The following is a 21,089-nucleotide window of genomic DNA, read 5'->3' as shown; positions in this document are numbered from 1 at the left end:
GTTATGAGTAAATCTATTTCTGGTTTTTCTAAACTCTCCAAAGTAAAAAAAATTGATTGGATAGTTGATACCTACTTTTCTAATGCAGAAAACGCGAAAGCTGTTTTAAAACAATATTGGAACGATAATGAAAAACTGCAACAACTTCACGATGAATTTATTGAAAACACTATAACAAATTATTATTTGCCACTTGGTGTTGCGCCTAATTTTTTAATAAACGACAAATTATATACCATACCAATGGCTATTGAAGAAAGTTCGGTAGTTGCAGCAGCTAGTAAAGCAGCAAAATTTTGGTTAAATAGAGGCGGTTTTAAAACTAAAGTAATCTCTACTACAAAAATTGGTCAGGTTCATTTTATATATAAAGGCGATTTTGAAAAATTAAAACAGTTTTTTAATGAAGTAAAACCCAAACTTATACACGACACAAATACCATTACCAAAAACATGAAAAAACGCGGTGGTGGTATTTTAGATATTGAATTGCGTGACAAAACCAATAATATTAAAAATTACTATCAGCTTCATGTTTCTTTTGAAACCCTAGATGCTATGGGCGCTAATTTTATTAATTCGTGTTTAGAGCAGTTTGCCGAAACATTTAAAAATGAAGCTTTAGATTTTCAATTATTTTCAGATGAAGAAAAGCAGATTGATATTATCATGAGTATTTTATCTAATTATGTACCCGATTGTTTAGTGCGTGCAGAAGTTAGTTGTAACGTTGAAGATTTAAGTGAAAACAATAGTGTGAATGGTGAAGCTTTTGCTAATAAATTTGTACAAGCTGTAAAGATTGCAGAAGTAGAACCTTACCGTGCTGTAACACATAATAAAGGCGTTATGAATGGTATTGACGCTGTTGTTTTAGCAACTGGAAACGATTTTAGAGCTGTTGAAGCTGGTGTTCACGCTTATGCATCGCGTAACGGAAAATACAGCAGTTTAACGCATGCTAAAGTTGAAAATGGCATATTTACATTTTGGATAGAAATTCCATTAGCTTTAGGAACAGTTGGCGGACTTACAGGTTTACACCCACTTGTAAAATTATCATTAGAAATGCTACATAAACCATCTGCAAAAGAGCTTATGCAAATTGTTGCTGTAGCAGGATTAGCTCAAAATTTTGCAGCGCTCAGCTCGTTAACCACAACTGGTATTCAAGAAGGGCATATGAAAATGCATTTGATGAATATTTTAAATCAGTTCGAAGCTACAGATATTGAAAAACAAACTTTAATAGAACACTTCAAAAACAATACAGTTACACATAGTGCCGTAACCGAAGCTATTAATGAATTAAGAATAAAAAATTAATAGTGAAACGATTTTATAGCAACGGGAAATTATTATTAACTGGAGAATACGCTGTACTAGACGGTGCTTTATCGCTTGCTGTACCCACAAAATACGGGCAGTCTTTAATTGTTGAAACAATTGATGAACCAAAAATTATTTGGAAAAGCATCGATAAAAAAGGTGAAGTTTGGTTTGAAGATGAGTTTTCTATTGAAGAGATTGCCACATCTAATACTCCATGCAATGATGTTAGAGAAAGATTAGTTCAAATTCTTAATGCTGCAAAACAATTAAATTCGGAATTTTTATCTGACAACAAAGGCTTCAAAGTTACTACAGAATTAGATTTCCCAAAAAAATGGGGACTTGGCACATCATCAACATTAATAAACAACATATCGCAATGGGCAGAAGTTGATGCCTACATGCTTTTAGAAAACACTTTTGGAGGCAGCGGTTATGATATTGCTTGTGCACAACACAATACACCTATTATCTATCAAATAAAAAACAGAAAACCTGAAGTTCAAGAAGTCAACTTCAATCCTTCTTATAGAGAGCATTTATATTTTGTTCATTTAAATAAAAAGCAAAATAGTCGTGATGGTATTAAGTATTATCATGAAAATAAAGAGCATTCAAAATATGCAATTTCTAAAATTAATCAGATTACCAAAAAAATGGCCAACTGCAACGCTCTAAAAGATTTTGAAAATTTGATTATTAGTCATGAAAACATCATTTCAAAACTCACAAAGCAAACTCCTGTTAAAGATTTACTTTTTCCAGATTTTGAAGGCTGTATTAAAAGTCTAGGCGCTTGGGGTGGCGATTTTATATTAGTTACCTCTACCGAAAACCCATCAAGCTATTTTAAACAAAAAGGCTTTGAAACTATCATTCCTTATAAGGATATGGTTTTATAATGAGTTACCAAGATACTTTTCATTTAAAGCGTCATAAACCATAATTTTATCATTTACCTCACCTTCTCTATTAAACATACCGCTTCGCCAACCAAGAGGTTCCCAAATAGCAGCTCCTTTTCCCATATTATCTGGTAATCCAAAAACAATGTCATGCACTTCTTTGGCGTAATCATTATACTCTACCACATTCAATGGTTTGTTGTAACGCTTAAGTAAATCATTTAAATTATAGTGAAGATCATTCAAAGTACCATGCCATCTTGGGTAATATGATAAGCCTATAATATCAAATTTCACATCTCTGGCAATCATGTTATCTAACCAGAAAACAGCTTCTTTATTTTGACCTCCAAGTGCAATATGCATCATAATTGGTATGCTCGCATCTACATTATTAACACCTTTTACACCCGCTCTAAGCAAGCTAGCTAAACCGTCTAAATTACCAATATGCCCATCAGGCCAAATCATACCATGATTAATTTCATTACCAACTTGAACCATATCTGGCAAAGTTCCCTGAGTTTTTAAAGCATTTAAAACATCTGATGTATATGTTGTTACGACTGCTTGTAATTCCTCAAAATTTAGACCTTCCCATGCTTTTGGTTTAAATTGCTTTTGTGGGTCTGCCCAATAATCGCTGTAATGAAAATCGAGTAAAAATTTCATTCCAGCTGCTTTAATTCGTTTTGCCATAGCAAGTGTATGCTCTAAATCGCAAAAACCATCTTTTGGAGAATATCCTTTTTCCTTCTCTGGATTCACAAAAACTCTTAATCTTATATAATTAAACCCGTGTTTTTTTAATAAATCAAGTGCATCAATTTCTTCTCCATTTTCTATAAATTTACCTTCTCTATTTTCAATTTGTGGTAAAAACGAAATATCTGCACCAATCATTCTATCAATTGGTTTTGTGGTTTTTGGTAATTGATCTTCGGTAGGTGTTTTGTATACGATATCGCTTGGTATGGTATGTATTTCATGCGCGCCAACCCAAAGCGAATCAGATTTTGCTTCAACTATAACTTTATCCGGTTCTGTACCTGCAATGAATTGGAGATTAAAAATGCCGTTTTCTAATTTTGCCTTTACGTATTTTGTTCCTAATGAATCTGTACCGTATACAAAATCCTTTTCATCTATGGTTTTAAGAGTACCTTTTCCAGTAACATATAATTGTATGGAATCTGATGCAGAAGTTATTTCTCGACCTAAACTATCAGTAACTGCAATTCGTAATTGCGTTTTATCTTTTCCGTTAGCTACTAAGGTTGTGCTATAACTGGTTAACATCACAGAAACCGGTTTACCATTTTCCACTTGACTGACCGATGAAAAATTTGGGGTTTCGATTATAATGTCTTCTTGTTTCGTTTCTACTTTTTTACATTGAAATAGGGTAACTAATCCAATAAAAAAAATGACTTTTAATGCTTTCATAGTTATAGTTTTAATATTAGGGATGGTTTTATTTTTTCTAAACTATTTGGTTGAATTTATATTCACACTACCCTTTTTCAACCCTTTGCCTGTAACCGTTAATTTAATATCACCTGCATCTTCTAACGATTGAACAAGCACCACTAATTTCCCACTAAAGAGTTTCATGGTTGGTAAGTGAAATAATTCTAAAGAGGTTGCATCACCATTACAGGCTGCCCTAAATTCACCTTGACCTGAAACTTTAAATTTTAATTGATTTGTTGCAGTTGGACATGGAATTCCATTTTTATCAACTACCGAAACTTTTACATATGATAAATCTTTACCATTAGCTTTAATCGTTTTTCTATCTGGGTTTAATACAATTTTATGTGGTCTACCTGCAGTTTTAATCTCTTTTTCGGCAGCTGGCTTTCCATTTTTATCATAGGCAATAACTTTAACCGTTCCCGGTTGGTATTTTACATCCATCCACATTAATCGGTATCTGTTTTGCGGTGTAGCATTATTCTTTTTTTGAACACCCATACTTTTACCATTTACAAAAAGTTCGGCGCTATCGTAACTTGTATAAACAAAAACTGGTGTAGTTTCACCTTCGCGACCTTCCCAATTCCAGTGAGGTAAAACATGTAAAGTCTCCTCTTCAATGTTCCAACGACTTCTATACAAATAAAATCGATCTTTAGGCAAACCTGCTAAATCTGAAATTCCGAAATACGAACTTCTAGAAGGCCACATTTCATCATAAGGTGTTGGCTCTCCTAAATAATCAAAACCTGTCCATACAAACTCACCAATTACCCAAGGCTTATCGTCTTGTAAAACAAAATCATCATCTGGAACGTTAGACCAACTACAAGCTTCTAAATCGTATGAAGAACTTTGAAAATCATCATACTGCTTCATTTTCTCTTGAACTACTGGGAATTTATAAATCCCTCTAGAACTTACTGTTGATGCTGTCTCTGATCCTAAAATAAAGCCTTGAGGAAATTTTTCATGTGCTTCTTCGTACAAATGAACGCGATAATTTAAACCAGGAATATCTAAAAGAGCTCCAAAACCAGATTCCATAACCGCTTTTACTTGATCCATACCAACTGTTACAGGACGCGTTGGGTCTTCTCTATGAAAAACATCTTGAAGCCATTTTGCGCGTTTTACTCCTTCTGCTCCCCATTGGTCTGGAACCTCATTACCCGAACTCCACATTACAATTGATGGATGATTTCTGGTTGCCTGCACTAAGTTTACAACATCTTTTTCGGCATACTCATCAAAGAATCTGTTATAACCATTTTTAACTTTAGGTTTTGCCCATTCATCAAAACTTTCTGCTAGAAACATGAAACCCATTTCATCACATAACTCCAATTGCTCTAAAGACGGCATGTTATGAGAACTTCTAATCGCATTACAACCCATATCTTTTAATATGGTTAATTGTCTTTTTAAAGCCGCTTTATTTACCGCTGTACCAATAGGTCCTAAATCGTGATGCAAACAAACCCCTTTAAATTTAGTAATTTCTCCATTTAAACTAAATCCATTTTTCGCTTCATATTTAATATCTCTGATACCAAAACGTGTAGTGATTTCATCTTTTAACTCATCGTTTACAAACAATTTAGAAACTGCTGTATATAAGTAAGGTGTTTCTGGGCTCCATAAAATTGGGCTTTCAACTTTAATATTTTGTTCAAACTCGTTACCAAATTGGGTTTCTGCTTTATTAGAATTTACTTTGTTACCATTTGCATCAAAAATTGTAGTTAGTAAATATGTATTATCGCCAGAAATTTTTGTTTTAATATTGACTTTAGCAACTTCATTACTTATAAATGGTGTTGTTATAAACGTTCCCCATTGGTTTATACTTTCTTTGTTTTTTATAATTAGAGATACTTTTCGATACAATCCTGCACCTGGATACCAGCGAGAAGCAAATTCTTTATTTGATAATTTAACCGCAAGTGTATTTTCACCTTCTTTTATAAATTTTGAAACATCAAAATAAAAATAACTGTAGCCATAAGCCCACTCTCCTACTTTTTGTCCGTTTAAATATATTTGAGGTTCGCTCATAGCGCCTTCAAAAAGTAAAATAACTTTTTTGTTTTTTTGATTTTCTGAAATTGAAAATGTATTTCTATACCAAGCAGTACCAATATGAGGTAAGGCACCGGTTCTACCTGTTTTTTCGGTTGGTATTTTTTCGTTATTTTGCTCGATAGCCACTCTTTGAATATCAATTTCCTTATCAAATGGACCATAAATTGCCCAATCATGAGGCACAGTTACATTTTCCCATTTAGAGTCATTAAAATTAATTTCAAAAGCATCATCGAAATTGCCTTTTTGAAATTTCCAATTGGTGTCTAACTCTTTTACCTCTCGTGATTGCGCATTATTTTGAAAACTATTGAAAACAATTATTATCAATAAAAAATTTAATACTGTTTTATGAATCATTGAATATATTTTTAATGTCAAGTCATTACGTTTAACAAATATATTCTTCTTCTTTTTTAAAATATACTTCATTTAATAATTTATGATTGTAAAGGATTTAATTTACTCTAATTTTACAGATATAATTGCAATACCATGTTTGTTTTTAATTTCATTTTCAGAAATACCAGGCCCAATTGAAAACTGTATACTTTCAACATTATTGATATTGAAACTTGAATTTAAATTATGGTCTAAATAATAATGTAAAAAACTTGGATATGGCCTTGGTAAGGTAACTGTTTTAACCATTTTTAAGTCTTTTAATGGTAAGGTATAGTTATTAACTTCAGGGTTAATATCAATAATTCCACCAAAAGAAACACCATCAGCCATAACAAAGGCTATTTCCAATTTACACGTTTTGTTATTTAAAGATCTACCCTTAAAAACTATATTGTTTTTTGAAGATAAATCTGTGTTGCTACTAGTTAATTCGTCTTTAAGAAAATGTTTGAATGCGTAATTGTAAATTTTTTCTCCATCTAATGTTTTAGTATTTCTTTGTAAAAGATTTTCAATATTTACCTGATATTCCGATTCATTTAGATTTCCTGTTGGAACAGTTCTAATGGTATTAACCCACTCTCTAACTAAAAATTGAGAATCTTCTTCAGCATTAAACAGATAGACAGGATTGTCTTTTGAAACGACACGAATTCTGTATGGTGTGTTTTTATAAAAATCCCATTCAAAAGGTCTTCCTTCATCGCCAGCTGGATAAGTAATATACTTATCATCAGCCATTTTTACAATAATACTATAATTTAAAAACCCATTAATAACTTTATCTGCTGGAATTGTTCCCGTGTAATTATATCCATGTGTGTTTTTTATGTCAATTATTGCACGATTAAATCCACCTCCTGCAACTATTTGTATTTGTTCAGGTTGCTTGGGCGCTACAAATTGAACATGTAACTCTATTGGTGAATTTTCTATTACTTCATTGGATGATTTATGTTTAAACCAAGGTTTTGTTACTGTTGTTTTTGGCGCATAAAAATCTTTAAGTTGGTTTGAACCAAAAGCATCATTTGGTGACCAACTTCTCTTATTTCCTTTTTTTGATAAAATATATGTACCTGGTTGTATTTTAAATGAATTTCCTGTGACATTTGATGCAAATTCATTTCCGTCATTTATAGGAGTTATATCAAAATTCTTACCTAAATCTTTTAACTGGATTGACATATCATGCGTTTTCCAATTTATTACAGCAACTGTTTTCTTTGGGCTGTTACGTCCAAAAGGATTGTCAACCCAAATAGCATCGGGCATAATTTCAAGACGCCAATTACTTTTATCTATTTTATCAAGAAAGTAAGCTCCTAAACCCGAATATTTGACTAAACCTGAGTTTCCAAAGCCTGCTATTTTTTTTAATTCTTTTTCCTTTTTCGGAATAGTGTTCGTGTTATTGGTATAAATAAATTTAGTTTCAGAATTATACTCTGCTAAATCATTTGAATAATCAACTTTAAAATCACCAAACACTGAATTATCAGGAAACTTTCCAAAATTTGAATACATAGGAATTTGATGAAATACTTCAGAAGTTATCATTAAACTTAACGCTTTTTGAGGCGTATAAACCAAATTCATATAATGTGTATTATACTCTGTATTTGCATATGACAAATAAGTTGGATCGTAAGCAAACTGTGTAGCAATTTGAATTCCTGCATTTCTAAAACTTCTTGCCATCGCAGGATACATATATGATTTACCTACATCGGCTGCATCAAATTCATAAACCAGTTTAGCTCCTTTATTAGCTTTAATAACATCATCAAAAGGAATATTATAGTTACTTACATTTGGCAATAAATTTCCACTTAATTCTTTTTGATATGTTAAACCTGTTGGATACCATTGAAAGGTACCTCCCTGTATATCTGCATCAAAATAAGCTTCTGCTAAATGTACACTATGACTAATATTATAGAAAATAGGTTTTTTACATTCAGTTTTCCTCATAGATGCTACCATACGATTTATATAATTGGTAACTTCATCAGGTTCACCGTCATGGTGAGGCTCGTTACTTACTTCAAATGCAATTAGATTAGGGTCATTTTTATAAGCAATACCTGTATAAGGGTTTACATGATTTAAAAATTGATATAGGTAATTTTCTTGAGCTTTTATAGCATCAGGATTAGTTAAACAATCACCTTTACCATATTTTCGTGCAAATCCGGGTGTGTTTTCATCTGGTTCTGGCCAACCATTTCCCCAAAAAGCAATAGGTGTAATTACATAATTAATATTTTTTTCTTTTAGTTTTTTTAATAAGTAATCAAACGTTTTTAAATGTTCATTGTTTAATAAATTTCCTAACGTATCACTTATTTCGGTATCCCACACATGAACTCTGTACAAATCAAAACCAAGTCTTGAAAAATGATAAACATCATTATCAATAGCCTGTTTTGGGTCTATTCCCATTCGTTTAGCTGAACGATATGCATGAGCAAAAGGCACTGTGTAATTTACTCCAAAACCTTTTACTTCTTCTTTATTATTTTCCCATCGCATTATGCCGTTATCATCCACATAAACATTCCCTTTTTGTGAACTGTTTTGAGCTGTTAACTTATCCAAACTAATAGAAATAATTACTATAGCGCAAAATAAATATTTTATAAAGGTTATATAATGCCTTTTAATATTAAAATGCAGGATTTTGTTTAAACTTATCATACGGTTTAATATGAGTTATGAGAAAAAGAATTTTTAAATTTTAATCTGATAATGCAGCATTATAAAACTCCATACCTTTTGTAGCCTGATTGCTGTGGTCGAATAATGTAGCATTATCCCAATGCGAACCTTGGGCCCAAAGTGTAGAACAATTTGTAGAAACCCATGCTGGCTCCCAATAAATTAAACCTTCACCTCCAGCTTGTTCTATTTTATCTTTTAAAGCATTAAGGTAATCTAATTGACCTTGTTGTGACGCTGGGTAACCTGAAATTAAGGCATCTTCTCCTAAAATATTATTTGCTGCATCTGCATTTTCAAGCGTAAAAGGATAAGCTGTTTCTACAATCATTAAACGTTTATCATAAGTATCTACCAATGTTTTTAAAGGGGTTGCAACATTACTTAATGTATAATCTGACCATATAGGATAATATGATAAACCAATCCAATCGTAATCTGTAACTCCTGCATCTGTTGCCTGCTCAAACCACCAAAGTCCGTTTTCTGGTTGTGCTATGTGTAACATAATACCTATGTCTTTATTTTTTTCTGATGAAATATCGCGAACCGCTTTTATGCCTTTGTTAATTAATGATGCATTTCTTGTCCAATCTATTGGCCATTGCAAATCACCTTGTTGTAAAATCATTGGGTTAATTTCATTACCAACCTGCACGATTTCTGGCAATAAATCTGAATCTGCTAAATCGCTTAAGGTATCATAAGTATAATCATAAAGTAAATCACCTAGAACTGCCGTATTATCGATTTGACTTAACCAAGCCGCCGGAATTTCTTGTTTAGCTGGGTCTGTCCAAGTATCAGAATAATGAAAATCCAATATGACTTGCATGCCTTCTGCTTTAGCACGTTCAATAGATTTTTTAACATCATTGTAGTTGGAATAGTTGGTCCATGTTGGATTATGCCATAAACGCAAACGTACTAAATTTGTGCCAGCTTCAGCGAATATTTTGTAAGGGTCTTTGGTTGCACCATCCAAATCTTTGTAAGTTGCACCACAGTCTTCCATTTCGTTAACATAAGAGAGGTCTGCACCGTAATAAAAATTTACATCTGTATTAGTTGGTGTTTCTTCTACCGGATCCTCAATTACAGGATCATCATCTGTTTTTGGATCATCTGTTCCTTGAGAAGAACACGAAATAGCCAAAATTATACTTAATATTATAGGCAAAAATTTCATTTTCATAGACTTAAAATTAAAGAAAGGGAATAACAAAACTACCATATTATTCCCTTTCTTAGGAATTATTAACAAATTACTATCTTATTCGAGTGTTATAGTTTTATCTACAGCATTAATTGTTAGAGTATAGGTTCCTGGAGCACCAATAAATCTGAAATTTGCATCACCATCATCAGCGTTTATCTCGAAGTTTGAGTCTATAGTAAACCCTTCATCTTCATAATAGGTGTAATTATTATTTGTGTCCCAAACATTAAATGTTTGAAAAAATCTAAAAATTTCATTTGATAAAGTTATAGAAGCAGACCAAACATCTGGTGTAGCCTCAACTAATTCTACTGTATCATCATTAAAAGCCCATCCTCCAGGAACAGCGCCTCCAACCGCCCATAAAGATCCTGACGGAGTTAAAACAATTGTCTTGTTAACATTATCAATAACCATAGTATAAATACCGGCATCACCATCAAACCAGAAATTATCATCGCCATCACCAGCATCATAAACATTAGAATCTACCAGAAGAGCATCAATGGTATAACCTTCATCTGTGTAGTAATTAAATCCGTAGCTTGTATCCCAAACTCCAAATTCTGTGAATAATCTAAATTTATCATTAGTAAATCTTGCTTTAATTTGTAAAATATCATTTTCACAAAGCACTTCTCCTTCATTTGTAAAATTCCAACCTAAATCGGCTAATCCAGCTCCAACGGCAAAAAGTGAATCACAACTTCCACCCACTGCAACTGTTTCTATCCAGTGAATATTTATAGATTGTATATCTGAAAAAATCTCTTCTGTATTCGCAGCACCAGAACCTAAATAAGCTCGCAATCTAAAATATACTTGCCCTGTATTGTTTGGTAAATCTGAATCTGGTTGTGTAGTTGCAGGATCATCATCTAAACCTAATTGCTCAGCAAAACTTAATAATTGACTTACTAGTACTGGTAAGTTGTTTTCACTTGTACTACCTATTTGTTCAAAAGCTGCAAAGGTTGGATCTATAGACCCCTGAAGCTCATAAGTAATATTTGTTTCTGTACCAAAATCTGCTTCTCCCCAAATAAATCTATCTGCTATATTATCTTCGGTAGCTTCTGATAGTAAATACTCTGATGCAAAAGTATTAGTAAATGTAATACCTTCTCCACTTGGTGCAGCTATAAAAACAGGTGCCTCATTATCATCACAAGCACTTAAGCCTATAACTGTTAATACGATTAATAATTTATATACTATATTTTTCATTTTGTATGTTTTTAAAATTTATTTTAATTCAGATTTCTTAATAGCCTTCGTTTTGAGTTAGGTTAGGATTAGAACCCAAACTCGCAGCTGGAATTGGAAATACATCTCTTATACCACTTATTGGGATACCATTTGGAGCATTTCCTTTCCATGACCAATTGTAGGCTCCTCCAGAATATCTACCAAATCTTATAAGGTCTTGTCTTCTATGAGCCTCCCAATAAAGTTCAACTAAACGTTCATTTAGAATTAAGTCTAAATCTAACTCTCCTGCTGAGATTTGAATAGGATTATTTGCTCTATCTCTTAACTCATTAATATAACCTACTGCGTTAGAAAGTGTTCCACCACCACCTCTTAAATGAGCCTCTGCGTACATTAAATAAACATCTGCCAATCTGAACATTGGGAAATCTGTATCAACTATTTCTGTTGCACTTCCCGGGTTTCCTTCTGAGGTTCTATTAGACCATTTAGCTACTATATAGCCTGTACCATTATTTGATACATTGGTAATATCTATGGGTCTATCTCCAATTATAATGGTGTTTCTATCATCAGTATCGTAATTTCCATTTAACATAGTTTCAGAGAATTGACGGGTAACTCGTAAAGCGCCTCCCCAACCTCCGGCACCAACACCAAAGTCTTCTCCATTTTGCTCTAATGATCCTACTTGACCATTAATTGCCACTGTTGTTGGACCATAATTTTGTGTAACTATACCATCTGAAATTACAGGAAAAATGATTTCTTGTCGTGCAGTTCCTTGATGATTATCTGCCGCAAAAGCATTTAAGTAATTAGGTGTTAAAGTAAATCCAGCATTAATAATCTGCTCGCAATAACTTAAACAGTCACTATATCTGTTTTCGTTAATATAAACTTCAGCATTTAAATATATTTTGGCTAAAACCATCCACGCAGCAGCTTTGTCTGCTCTCGCATATTCGTTTTGAAGTGGATCTGGTAATTGCGGAATAACTTCAAGTAGCTCAGATTCAATATAAGCGAATAAATCAGACCTTTCGTATTGCGGTGCTTGATATGCACCTACCGGATCATCTTCTGTTACAAATGCTGCTTTTCCGAAAAGATCCATCATGTGATAATATGATAGGGCTCGTAAAAATCTTGCCTCTGCTCTATAACCTTGAATCTCATCTCTTAATTCTCCTGAGACTCCTCTGGAATCTAAATTAGCATCTGAAGTTTGTCTTAGATATTCATTAGCAAAAGCAATGGAAGTCATTGTTCTACCAAACATTCCCCTTAAAATTACATTTTCTGATGTCCATGTATTTCGGTTCATATCACGAATACCGTCATCATTTTCCCAAGACCATACAGCTTCATCTGAAGTTACTACTTGTAGATTCCACAATCCACGTCCGTACTGACTTGTACCTGCATCTAAACCCTGAATATTAGAATTAGCTGCACCGTCTGTTCCTGTTAAACTCAAATTAGAATATACACCTGCTAAACCTTGTAAATAAGCTTCAGGATTAGCATAAAAATCGTCAGCCGTAAATGTATTAGGGTCTTCGGGCAATACATTTAACTCACTTTCACAGCTTACAATTAGTAATAGACTAATTATCGCTAATAAGTTTGTTTTAAAATTTATTATTTTTTTCATCATCATTTTTTTTTTAAAATCTAAAGTTTGCACCAATGGTATATGTTCTTGGTCTTGGATAAATAGTATTATCTATACCTTGCTCAAATACTTCTGGATCTAAACCAGAGTAATTTGTAATAACAAATACATTTTGTACACTTGCTGAAATTCTAAAAGAAGAATTTTCACTAAACAGTTTATTGAAAGTATGACCTAGTGTAATATTATCCATTCTTAAGAAAGAACCATTTTCTACATAATAATCTGATCGTAAAACATCTTCTGTTAGGTTGAAACCACTATCTAAAACAGAGGTAGTTAAATTACTAACTACAGCATTGTTTTGTAGTAAATTGTATTGCGCTCTAATAGAATTTACATTGTTATATATGTAGTTTCCAATACTTGCTCTTAAGTTAAATGATAGATCGAAATTCTTGTAAGACATATTGGAAAGGAAGCCCATAGTTACATCTGGAACACCTTTTCTGTATAAATAACGATCTTCTGGTGTAATTTGATTATCACCATTTAAATCGGCATAAGCACCTTCTATTGGTTGACCTTCTGCATTATAAATCTGTTTATAAACAAAGAATGAAAATGGATTAAACCCTACACGTCTTAATTGAATATTACCTCCAGTACCTCCAGCAATACCACCAGTTTCCTGATCTACATCTAAAGCTAATTTATCCATCTGGATTTTAATTAGAGTAGTATTAAAGTTTACATTCCAATTAAAATTTTCTTTCTTGATGACATCTCCACTAATAGCAAATTCTAAACCTTGAGTACTAAAATCTCCTACATTTTGAAAGCCCGCATTACTAAAGTTAGAACCATCTGAAATAGATGTATTTGCTAATAAATCTGTTGATTCTTTGTAGAATGCTTCAATTGAACCTGTAAATCTATCGTTAATTAATCCAAAATCGAATCCAGCGTTATAAGTTGTTGTTTCTTCCCATTTTAAACCTTCATTTCTAAATTGAGGTATGCCTATTGGTATAATTTGATCTCCAAATTGATATTGAGAAGCTGGCAAACCTCTTACATAACGTGAAAAATATAAATCTGAATTATCTCTACCCACATCTTGCTGACCAGTAATACCCCAACCTAAACGCAGTTTTAAAGACGAAAATGTTTCAGAATCTGGAAAGAAATCTTCATTAATTTTCCAAGCAAAAGCTGCTGCAGGGAAATTACCCCAACGATTATCTTCACTAAATCTTGATGTTCCGTCTCTTCTATATGATAACGTTAATAAGTACTTGTTAGAAAAATCAAAATTAGCTCTTCCAAAATAACCTATTAAAACTAAGTCTGGATCAATATTAAGTGTTGGTTCTGAAGCTTCAGTATCGTCTAACAACTCATTAGTATTATACTGATCACTATCAAATTTCTGAAATGAATACCCAACAGTTGCATCAATATTAAATTTACCTAGCTCTTTATTATATGCTAAATAACCATCGAATAATACATTTTTTTGGTAATTGGTATAATTTGAGTCTGAACCTAAAATACTACCATCTGCTTGTGTAAGCGGGTTTTCTGAAGAAATCTTAACATAACCATCTGCACTTTGCTCATCATAACCAATATTAACTACCGCCGAAAGATCTGGAAAGAAATGAAAATTATAATCAAATTTTATATTACCATAAATTCTTTTCACCTCACTAATACTTCTATTTTGTAATAGATTAGCAACTGGGTTAAAAGGCGCCAACGAAACTAAATCATCTTGATTAATTATACCATCAGCATTGTAATCTTCATTATAGTATTGAAAATAGCCTCCAAAAGGAGAATTGCTATCGTAAACTGGTTGTGTTGGATCAAATGTTATTGCATTACCCTCTTCTCCTGCAGCAAACCTATTTTTTTCAAAACTTCCGTTTGCATTCAGGCTAACCTTTAAATGATCATCAAAAAATGTAGGGTTTAAAGTTATTGACCCTGTATTTCTTTCAAATTTTGATGTTAGTCTTAAACCTTCTTGAATGGTTCTTCCTATTGATAATCTTGCCGGAAGTTTATCAAATAATGAACCCTGAATTGATAGGTTTAAATTAGATGTTATTCCAGTTCTATATATTTCTTTTTGCCAATCAGTATTAGCATTACCTAACAAAGGTAAAAGACTTGGATTTTGCTCTGCAACAACTGATCTTAATTCATCTGCAGAAAACACATCAACTGTATTTGTTAATGTATTTATACCCATTTGCATATCTAAATTAGCACTAAGATTTTTTGAACCTCGCTTTGTTGTAATTATTATAACGCCATTGGATGCTCTTGATCCATAAATTGCAGTTGCTGAGGCATCTTTTAATACCGAAAACGAATCAATATCATTTGGGTTTATAGTACTTAACACAGATCTTGATCCTCCAATAGTATTGTTATCTATGGGTAGACCATCAATAACAATGAGTGGATCGTTTGAAGCATCTAAAGACGCTCCACCACGAATTCTAATAGTAGAACCAGCACCTGGATCTCCTCCTGTATTAATAGTAAGTCCTGCAACACGACCATTTAAAAGATTTTCGGGTGTTACAATGTTACCTTTGTTAAAATCTTTTGATGTAACAGCAGTAACAGACCCAGTTGCATCTTTAACAGTTGTTGTACCATAACCAATTACCACGATTTCATCTAGGTTTTGGGTGTCTTCTTTTAGTACAATATTAATTGTAGATGACAAAACAGTTGCTTCTACCGTTTCATAACCTAAAAATGAAAATACTAAAATATCGTTTTGGTTTGCTTGAATTTGATATTTACCATCAAAATCTGTAGTTACTCCATTGTTTGTGTTTTTTACTATTATGTTTACACCTGGAATTGGTGAACCATCTACCTCATCTGTAACAAATCCTGAGACTGTTAATTGTTGAGCAAATGACATAACTGAAAAACACAATAATAATAGAGTGCAAATTTTTTGCACCGTATTAACCTGGTTCTTTTTTTCTCGAAAGAAATTCATCATAAATAATTAAGTTTAAGTTAGTCTAAGTTGAATGTTTCTGTTGAAAATATTCTACACAGGAAACACTTTATAATTATTTATAAAATTACCGAGAGCACCTAATTACTTAGGGGGATGAATTCATTTACAAGAGGTGTTAAATTCGTTTTTTTATGAATACTACAAATACTATGTAAGAAAAGTAAAGATTTGTTATTTTTTGGATAAAAATTCTGAAGGATTCTTATTAAACTTCTGTTTAAAGAGTTTACTAAAGTATTTTCTATCTGAATAACCCACTTTAAAACAGGCATCAGAAACCGAGTAACCTAAATCTTCAATTAATTGTCTTGCTATTGCTAACCTATATTCTCTAATAAACTCAACATAAGAAAGTCCGGTTAATGCTTTAATCTTTTTGTACATTACAGAGTGGCTCATACCTATTTCTTTCGAAATGTCTTCAGCCTTTAAATTATTTGTTTCTAAATTAGCTTCAATAGCTTTATAAAGTTTATCTAAAAACAACTGGTCTGTAGAACTTATTGCTAACTCTTTTGGTGTTAGCATATTTTCATTTCTAAATTTTTCGCGAAGTAATTTTCTGCTATTTAGCAAGTTATTGATTCTTGTTTTTAATAACTCCTCATTGAATGGTTTTGTAACATATTCATCTGCTCCAGTTTCAAAGCCTTCCATTTTATTTTTTATTGAGGTTCTAGCTGTTAAAATTATAATTGGAATATGACTAGTATTGGTGTTCAATTTTAATTTTTTAGCAAATTCAATACCATCCATAATTGGCATCATAACATCGCTTATTATTAAATCTGGAAATTTACTTGTTGCTATTTTTAATCCTTCTGCTCCATTAAATGCTTGAAGTATTTCAAAATTATCAGATAAAATATCTTTTAAAAAACCCTGAATATCTACATTATCTTCAACTATTAGAATGGTTTCCTTTTTTGCTTCCTTGGTTAATTTGAGTTTTTCTGCATTGGTAATTACTTGAATTTCCTCTTCAGCTAGATCATTAATATTATCTATTACATTATCGGAGAAATGCTCTTTTCCATTTAATAATTTCACTCTAAAAGTACTCCCTTTACCCTTCTCGCTTTCAACAGAAATACTGCCTTTATGCAATTCTATAATTTCTTTTGATATAGACAAACCTAAACCAAAACCAGACTCTTCATTGGTATCTTTATTTCCTGCTTGATAAAATCGTTTAAAGATTTTTGATATTTGATTCTCAGACATACCAACACCAGAATCCTTAACTATTAAATAAACAGCATCTGCCTTATGTTCTATTTTAAACTGAATTTCTCCTCCGTTTTTAGTAAACTTAAAGGCATTGGTTAGTAAATTATAAATAACTTTTTCTAATTGATTTTTATCAAACCATAAATCTATATTAGGTTTTTCTGAAACAAAAGTGTAATCAATATTTCTATCTGAAGCTATTTCTGAAAACGACAAAAATATTTCCTTACAATAAGAAACTAGTTCATTTTTACTGGGTTTTAAATTGATTTCATTAGTTTCAAATTTTCTTATATCTAGTAATTCATTTACTAGTTGAAGCAATAAATTACTGTTTTTCCTAACCGTATGTGCTGCTTTAATTTGTTTACGCTCTAGCAGCTCTCCTTTGTCAAACAATCTGTTAATTGAACTTAGTATTAAGGTTACCGGAGTTCTAATTTCGTGTGAAATGTTGGTAAAAAACTGCTGTTTTAAATTATATAGTTCTGTATCCTTTTCGTGGGTGAGTTTTTCGAATTCTAAATTGGCCTTCATGCGCTCCCAAGCAATAGTATATTTTCTAAACAAATAAAATAAGGTTAGAAGAATGATACCATACAAAACAAATGCCCACCATTTTAACCAGAAAGGTTTCAGAATATGAATATTTACAGATGTATAATCGTCTCCCCAGGTGCTTCCTAACTCTTTACTTTTTACCTTGAAGGTATAATCGCCAGGTGACAAATTGGTATATGTTGCTGTTCTGTCTTTTCCAATGTTTCTCCAATCTTCATCAAAATTTTCCATTTTAATAGCATATTCACAATTACTAGAAAATGGAAATTGCAACGCAGAAAATTCAAATGTTAAAACATCTTGATTGTGTTTAAGTGTTATATCTTCCTCAAAAGCTATATTATTGTTTAAAACACCTTTTTCTTCAGCTTTAATTTCTTTATTGAATAATTTAAAATTGGTTAGCTTAACTGTAGGTTGATTGTTTTCAATAGTAACTGTTTTAGGATTTACTTTAACAACCCCATTAATACCTCCAAAATAAAGTAACCCATTATCATCTTTGAAAATTGAATTAATATGAAATTCGCCAGAGAGGTTTGCAAACGTATTAAAAGTATTTGTTTGGTATGTGTAGTTAATTATACCTTGTTTTGTGCTAAACCATATATTACCATCATTATCTTCAATTATTCCGGTAATGGTTAAATACCTTATGTTATCGTTGTTTTCAAAACGTTCAATTTCTTTGGTTTTTAAATTCATTCTATTAATGCCTTCTCCAGAAGTACCAATCCATAAATACCCTTTAAAGTCTTTTAGTAATGAAAACACATTATTACCACTAATTGAAGTAGAATCTGATTCACTATGTGTGAAGTAAGTAAATCTTTTAGTTTTAGTGTTAAATAGATTTACACCACCACCAAATGTTGCAATCCAAAGGTTTTCACCATCTTTCTCAATAGCAATTAAATTATCATTATTAACCGTATTGGTTTCATTAGTACTATTTCTGTAACTATAAAACTCGTCTTTTTTGGGGTTAAAATAATTAAGACCTCCACCCCAAGTTGCAACCCATAGATTATTATTTTCATCTTCAACAATGTCTCTTACATCATCATAACTAATAGATTTTTCATTTTCGAACTCATGCTTGTATTGTTTGAATGTATTTGAAGATTCATTAAATTTTATCAACCCGTTTGCAAAAGTACCTAACCAAATATCGCCACTTTTTGACTCTGTTATTTTTTGAATAAACTTAGCCTTGATTGAAGTATTTTTACTTTTCTCATTATAGTATTTAACTTTATCCAACTGCTGATTGTATACTGTCAAACCATCTCCGTCCAACCCCAAATAAAGGTTTTTCTTGTTTTTATAAATTGATAAAACTGGTGTTGGGTTTACCCCAATAATATCGCTAAATAAAATTTCGTTAGTGTTTTTTTTATCAAGAATGCTAATACCATTCCAGGCAGTTCCAATCCAGATATTGGAATCATTATCGTCCATAATCTCGTAAATGGCATTTCCTGATAAAGATGATTCTAACTGCGAATTATATAAATAATTATGAATTATAGGACTTTTAGCATTTGGATACTCAATCTCAAAAACGCCATTACCATCTGTTCCTATCCATAAATTGTCTCTACTGTCTTTTTTTATAGAGCGAACAATGTTAATATCTTGTTTAAACGACAAATCTTCTTTAAAGAAATTTGAAAATTTAAATGTGCTAATATCTACTAAAAGCAACCCACTACCACTTGTTCCTATTAAAATTTTATCGGGATTTAATTCTGAAATAGCATTTATAAAGGCTGAAATTTGCGTTTCTTTTGGGATTATTTGATTAAACTTTCCTTCTGTAGCATCAAATAGAAACAAACCATTTCCAAAGGTACCCACCCATAAATTACCGTTTTTGTCTTCATAGATACAAGTAATACTATTACTGTTTGTTGATTGATTTTCAGTTGGCTGTTCCGTATACGAAATGAACTGATTTGTATCTGTATTAAACTTACACAACCCCTTTTCTGTTCCAAACCAAATTCCACCTTTAGAATCTTCAATAACTGTATTTACATGGTTTGAGAGTAATGATTTTGAATCGTTTGGATTATTTTTAAATACTCGAAACGTATCATTTAATGGGTTGTAATAATTTACACCGCCACCTAGTGTTGTGATCCAAAGTCTATTTTTACTATCAATAAATAAATCTGAAATATCATTTGATCCCAGGTTACTATTTTTTTTATTGTAAACCTTTACTTGTAGGCCATCATATCTATTGAGTCCATTTTTTGTGCCAATCCATATAAATCCATCTTTTTCTTTAACTATGCTTGTAATTCTTCCGTTTGAAAGTCCTGTTGATTGGTTGATTTTTTTAAACGTAGTTTGAGATTGCGAGAAACAAAATAAAGTTCCAACAAAAAAAAAGTACAGTAAATGAATTTTGTTTTTCAACATATTTAAATAAAAATATAAGGCTTTAGTGTTTTAAAAATATTTTTAAGTGAAAATGTAAAAATAACATTTATTCTAAAGCTTTTTAAGATACCGATAACTTGTAAGTTAAATTAGTAAGAAAAAACATCTTACATTACAAACACAAGGTTTTCAGCTAATCTATTTAAAACAAACCATTCGTCTACAGTAAATTTTCATTAATCGAAAAATTGGATTTTCAACCCCTATTACAAATTAGTTTTACACCAGATTTAAGACAGAAAAAAAAATCTAGTCTTTTATAAATTTATTAATCCAGATCTATTAATGTTATGATTCTTTTTATAATCAGTTTTATATTTTTATTAGCACATTGTATCATATTTTATGTCACAGAAAATGAATGTAAACTTTGTATTGCTTACTCAAAATTTTTTGATTTTTTAAAATCTAAGTTGAAAAAATCAAACAATACTAATCAACTGAAAAACAAATTTTTGAAAAAAGATAATTATAAATCCGATTATCAAAAAAAGAAAAATAATAACGAAAAAAGCAAGTTAAATTATCACTTAAAAAATTTAGAATTCATTTTAAATTTTGAGTTATATATTAATAAAAATAATGTTCACACATTGGCACATATAAACCTTAATGAATTTTACAAAATTAAGGAAGAAGCGCAATTAAAAGTTTTAGAATCTACAAAAAAATGTAATAAGTCAGCATAAAAATTGTAAACCACCAATTCTATTCACCTACACTTTTCTACCATTCGTCTACAGTTAAATACGCCCTAACGAAATTAGAATTTAAGGTTTTCCTTTGTACATTACTTTTGTTTCTTACAGTATATGT

Annotated in this window: 11 protein-coding genes; 3 read left to right on the top strand and 8 right to left on the bottom strand. The window is 31.5% G+C overall.

Going from position 1 to position 21,089, the window contains the following annotated elements; all coding sequences use genetic code 11:
- Positions 1–3 precede the first annotated feature (3 nt).
- The gene (locus MBM09_RS05115) at positions 4–1,326 is read left to right on the top strand and encodes a hydroxymethylglutaryl-CoA reductase, degradative (protein WP_238675771.1); all 1,323 of its coding nucleotides are present in this window, start codon (positions 4–6) and stop codon (positions 1,324–1,326) included.
- A gap of 2 nt (positions 1,327–1,328) precedes the next feature.
- The gene (locus tag MBM09_RS05110; protein WP_238675770.1) at positions 1,329–2,234 is read left to right on the top strand and encodes a GYDIA family GHMP kinase; all 906 of its coding nucleotides are present in this window, start codon (positions 1,329–1,331) and stop codon (positions 2,232–2,234) included.
- Here the strand turns inward: MBM09_RS05110 and MBM09_RS05105 are convergent.
- From MBM09_RS05105 to MBM09_RS05070, 8 genes are all read right to left on the bottom strand, one after another.
- Complete coding sequence (locus MBM09_RS05105) at positions 2,229–3,683, bottom strand: glycosyl hydrolase 53 family protein (protein WP_238675769.1); 1,455 nt, start codon at positions 3,681–3,683, stop codon at positions 2,229–2,231. The genes MBM09_RS05110 and MBM09_RS05105 overlap by 6 nt on opposite strands.
- A gap of 42 nt (positions 3,684–3,725) precedes the next feature.
- Complete coding sequence (locus MBM09_RS05100) at positions 3,726–6,161, bottom strand: DUF4982 domain-containing protein (RefSeq protein ID WP_238675768.1); 2,436 nt, start codon at positions 6,159–6,161, stop codon at positions 3,726–3,728.
- Between the two features lie 102 nt (positions 6,162–6,263).
- Entirely contained in the window at positions 6,264–8,807 is a 2,544-nt protein-coding gene (locus tag MBM09_RS05095; protein ID WP_238675767.1) for a hypothetical protein, read from the bottom strand.
- 139 nt (positions 8,808–8,946) lie between these two features.
- The gene (locus tag MBM09_RS05090) at positions 8,947–10,122 is read right to left on the bottom strand and encodes a glycosyl hydrolase 53 family protein (RefSeq protein WP_238675766.1); all 1,176 of its coding nucleotides are present in this window, start codon (positions 10,120–10,122) and stop codon (positions 8,947–8,949) included.
- Between the two features lie 78 nt (positions 10,123–10,200).
- Entirely contained in the window at positions 10,201–11,373 is a 1,173-nt protein-coding gene (locus tag MBM09_RS05085; RefSeq protein WP_238675765.1) for a SusE domain-containing protein, read from the bottom strand.
- Between the two features lie 37 nt (positions 11,374–11,410).
- On the bottom strand, positions 11,411–13,015 hold the full coding sequence (locus MBM09_RS05080) for a RagB/SusD family nutrient uptake outer membrane protein (RefSeq protein WP_238675764.1): 1,605 nt from the start codon (positions 13,013–13,015) through the stop codon (positions 11,411–11,413).
- Positions 13,016–13,028: 13 nt separating this feature from the next.
- Positions 13,029–16,010, bottom strand: coding sequence for a SusC/RagA family TonB-linked outer membrane protein (locus tag MBM09_RS05075; protein WP_238675763.1), 2,982 nt, complete (start codon positions 16,008–16,010; stop codon positions 13,029–13,031).
- A 192-nt stretch (positions 16,011–16,202) separates the two neighbouring features.
- A complete protein-coding gene (locus MBM09_RS05070) occupies positions 16,203–20,252 on the bottom strand; it encodes a hybrid sensor histidine kinase/response regulator transcription factor (protein WP_238675762.1) in 4,050 nt (1,349 codons plus the stop codon).
- 434 nt (positions 20,253–20,686) lie between these two features.
- Here MBM09_RS05070 and MBM09_RS05065 point away from each other — a divergent pair, with 434 nt between their 5' ends.
- Complete coding sequence (locus tag MBM09_RS05065) at positions 20,687–20,962, top strand: hypothetical protein (protein ID WP_238675761.1); 276 nt, start codon at positions 20,687–20,689, stop codon at positions 20,960–20,962.
- Positions 20,963–21,089 lie beyond the last annotated feature (127 nt).

It is taken from the genome of Flaviramulus sp. BrNp1-15 (assembly GCF_022259695.1).
Taxonomy (GTDB): Bacteria; Bacteroidota; Bacteroidia; order Flavobacteriales; family Flavobacteriaceae; genus BrNp1-15.
Note: the sequence above shows the minus strand (reverse complement) of the source record. Positions and strands in the feature narration are given on the sequence as shown.

Bases quoted from the DNA above. Each gene is read 5' to 3' on its own strand.
- MBM09_RS05115 (WP_238675771.1), top strand. From the start codon at position 4: ATGAGTAAATCTATTTCTGGTTTTTCTAAACTCTCCAAAGTAAAAAAA.
- MBM09_RS05105 (WP_238675769.1), bottom strand. From the start codon at position 3,683: ATGAAAGCATTAAAAGTCATTTTTTTTATTGGATTAGTTACCCTATTT.
- MBM09_RS05100 (WP_238675768.1), bottom strand. From the start codon at position 6,161: ATGATTCATAAAACAGTATTAAATTTTTTATTGATAATAATTGTTTTC.
- MBM09_RS05090 (WP_238675766.1), bottom strand. From the start codon at position 10,122: ATGAAAATGAAATTTTTGCCTATAATATTAAGTATAATTTTGGCTATT.
- MBM09_RS05085 (WP_238675765.1), bottom strand. From the start codon at position 11,373: ATGAAAAATATAGTATATAAATTATTAATCGTATTAACAGTTATAGGC.
- MBM09_RS05080 (WP_238675764.1), bottom strand. From the start codon at position 13,015: ATGAAAAAAATAATAAATTTTAAAACAAACTTATTAGCGATAATTAGT.
- MBM09_RS05075 (WP_238675763.1), bottom strand. From the start codon at position 16,010: ATGATGAATTTCTTTCGAGAAAAAAAGAACCAGGTTAATACGGTGCAA.
- MBM09_RS05070 (WP_238675762.1), bottom strand. From the start codon at position 20,252: ATGTTGAAAAACAAAATTCATTTACTGTACTTTTTTTTTGTTGGAACT.